This window comes from Christensenella sp. (assembly GCF_034927525.1).
Classification (GTDB): Bacteria; Bacillota; Clostridia; order Christensenellales; family Christensenellaceae; genus Christensenella.
This window is the reverse complement of sequence record NZ_JAYFPU010000198.1, coordinates 1-2,577: the sequence shown is the minus strand read 5'-3', so window position 1 is coordinate 2,577 and position 2,577 is coordinate 1. Positions and strand designations below refer to the sequence as shown.

The window sequence follows — 2,577 nt, the reverse complement described above, 5'->3', positions numbered from 1 at the left end:
TTGACTCTATCGCCCGCTGCATACGTTTGGTGTTGCTGTCGATATCCGCTTCCGGATCGTAAGCGATCGCCGCGGCAATGCCTTGCGGGATCGTTTTTGACTTCAATACCACAACGTTCTTTTTACAAAGATCAGCCGCCTGGTCGGCAGCGAGTATGATATTTTTGTTGTTGGGCAGCACGATAATATTGTCAGACGGCGCACTTTCGATCGCGCGCAGGATATCCTCGGTGGAAGGGTTCATTGACTGCCCCCCCTGTACAAACATATCGATCTGATAATCTTCAAAAATCGTCTGTATGCCCTTGCCCGCCACAACTGTTACAACTGATATCTCTTTTTGCGGCCGTTCGTTTAGCTCGGGCACATCCGTCAGCTCGGAAAGCTCCCTGTGCTGCTCCCGCATATTATCGATCTTGATCTTGCTCAGCTCACCCAGTATCTGCGCATATTGCAGCGCGAGGCCGGGTTCGTTGGTATGTACATGTGTCTTGACCAGATTCAGGTCTCCGACTACAAGGACACAGTCGCCGATTTTTGATAAATTATTGCGGTAGGTATCAATATCGCGCTCTTTCGTGTCCGGAAAAATATTTTTGATGAAAAATTCAGTACAATAAGCATATTTGATGTCGTCTTCATGAGGCGCAAGGTTTGAAAAATCGACGATCGGTTCGCTGTTTACAAGCAGTTCCCCGCTGTCTATGGCTTCTCCGTCAAGAACAGACTTAAAGCCCATCATAATGACCAAGAATCCTGCGCCGCCGGCATCTACCACGCCTGCTTCTTTGAGTACGGGAAGCATTTCTGGCGTCTGCTTCAATGTTTTCTCGCCCTCGCTGATGCTGTAGGCAAGCTGCTCATAAAGGTCGTCCGTTTTGGGTGCGATCTCTTCCGCCGCAGCCGCAATACTTGCGGTGACAGTTAAGATCGTGCCTTCCTTGGGCTTCATGACAGCTTTATAAGCAAAATCCACGCCGTTCTTAAGCGCCGCTGCCATAAGTTGTGTCGTCATCTCCTGCGGCTCTTTTACGATCGCATCGGCAAAGCCCGCAAAAATCTGTGATAAAATGACGCCCGAGTTTCCTCGTGCGCCCTTTAAAGCCCCCAGGCTCAGTGCCTGGACAATTTTGATGAGATCGTCTTCCTGTTCAACAGCCGCAACTTCCTTAGCGGCAGAGATCATGGTAAGTGACATATTGGTACCGGTATCTCCATCCGGTACAGGAAAGACATTCAAGGAATCCAACGTTTCCTTGTTTTTCTCGAGTATTGCGGCAGCTCCCAAAATCATTTCTTTCAAGCGCTTGCCGTCAAGCGTTTTTATCAACCTAGGTTCCCCCTTAGAACTGAATTCCTTGTACGATAATATCTACGCTGCTGACATTCAGCCCCGTCTCTTTTTCGATCGAATATTTCACTTTATCGATGATGTTTTCCGCCACAGCCGACAGAGAAACGCCATATTTTACAGTGATATATAATTCAACGACCAAATTTTCCGAACCATCTGTCTTGACTTTAACGCCTTTTTTCAGATTGTCGCCCTTAAAAAGATTCGTGATCGACTCTGTAATATTCTTTTGGGACATTCCCACCAGTCCATAGCATTCCATCGCGCTTACGCCGGCAATAGAAGCAATGTAATCTTCTGTATAAGTGATCGTTCCCAAATCATTTTTTAATGCTGCGCTCATAGGTAAAACCTCCCATTGGTTTATTATTCATATTATATACCATCTTTCCTGCAATATCAAACGCCTGTATATGCTTTTTCACAAATTTATTTGATAAAAACACTTGCAAATCCCTTGTATAAATGATAAAATTAACGCTGTTTGAAACGTATATACCAAGAGGGAGGTGTTTTCTGATGGCAAAATATTGTGAAATCTGTTCTAAAGGTGTTTCTTCCGGTAACAAAATCAGTCATTCGCACAGAACATCCAAGAGAATCTGGGCTCCCAATGTACAGCGCGTAAGAGTAATTGAGGACGGTACTCCGACAAGGAAGTATGTTTGTACGCGTTGCCTGCGTTCAGGGAAAGTTCTGCGCCACGTTTAATTAGAAAACAAATGCAGGGCAGACAGTCGTCTGCCCTGTTTTTATTTGCATTCACATCACGTTTTTGATAACCAGCACATAATCGTCGCTTGTAAGGCTAACGCGTTCTTGTGTAAGCACATTGCTCACCCCGCGCGGATCATCATTTTTCAATATAAGCCGATCAAGCGGATAATATAGCCCGTCCGGCGCATGCACGCACGCCTGCTCTCCCGCGGGCAAAATAGAAACCGTTTGGCCGATCTCACCACAAATTTCAAACATATCTTTTGCGATCACGATTTCCTGTATTTCGTCGCAGATCATAAGCTTCACATTCTTTTCGTAAGCGCGCCGAAGCAGCATCAGATTGGAAAGAAGATGGTCGATCCTCCCGCCCGTCGCGCCAAGCAGGATAATTTTCTGCGCTCCGCGCCCGATCGCTTCGTCAAGCGCCAGCATACCGTCTGTTTCATCTTTTTGCGAAGACGCTTTCACATATGCAATGCGCATATCGATATAGCGTTGCAGTA

The 2,577-nt window shown here is 46.3% G+C and carries 5 protein-coding genes; 1 reads left to right on the top strand and 4 read right to left on the bottom strand.

The features are described 5' to 3' along the window. From VB081_RS08080 to VB081_RS08070, 3 genes are all read right to left on the bottom strand, one after another. Nucleotides 1–1,330: DAK2 domain-containing protein (locus VB081_RS08080; protein ID WP_323400312.1), on the bottom strand; the 1,330-nt coding region annotated here is incomplete at its 3' end. A gap of 13 nt (nucleotides 1,331–1,343) precedes the next feature. Then, nucleotides 1,344–1,697: an Asp23/Gls24 family envelope stress response protein gene (locus VB081_RS08075; protein ID WP_323400311.1), complete on the bottom strand. Its 354-nt coding sequence runs from the start codon at nucleotides 1,695–1,697 to the stop codon at nucleotides 1,344–1,346. Then, nucleotides 1,675–1,923 carry a hypothetical protein gene (locus VB081_RS08070; protein WP_323400313.1) on the bottom strand — a complete coding sequence of 83 codons (249 nt, stop codon included), beginning with the start codon at nucleotides 1,921–1,923 and terminating at the stop codon, nucleotides 1,675–1,677. The genes VB081_RS08075 and VB081_RS08070 overlap by 23 nt, the downstream gene beginning before the upstream one ends. On the opposite strand from VB081_RS08070, the gene rpmB reads away from it, so the two are divergent. Continuing rightward, a complete protein-coding gene (gene rpmB / locus VB081_RS08065; protein ID WP_323400310.1) occupies nucleotides 1,874–2,065 on the top strand; it encodes a 50S ribosomal protein L28 in 192 nt (63 codons plus the stop codon). The two genes, VB081_RS08070 and rpmB, sit on opposite strands and share 50 nt — an antisense overlap. Nucleotides 2,066–2,116: 51 nt before the next feature. Here the strand turns inward: rpmB and VB081_RS08060 are convergent. Further along, on the bottom strand, nucleotides 2,117–2,577 hold a 461-nt coding region (locus VB081_RS08060; protein WP_323400309.1), incomplete at its 5' end, for a thiamine diphosphokinase.

What these genes read in the sequence shown, in the direction of transcription:
- rpmB (WP_323400310.1), top strand. Translation starts at nt 1,874, where the DNA reads ATGGCAAAATATTGTGAAATCTGTTCTAAAGGTGTTTCTTCCGGTAAC.
- VB081_RS08075 (WP_323400311.1), bottom strand. Translation starts at nt 1,697, where the DNA reads ATGAGCGCAGCATTAAAAAATGATTTGGGAACGATCACTTATACAGAA.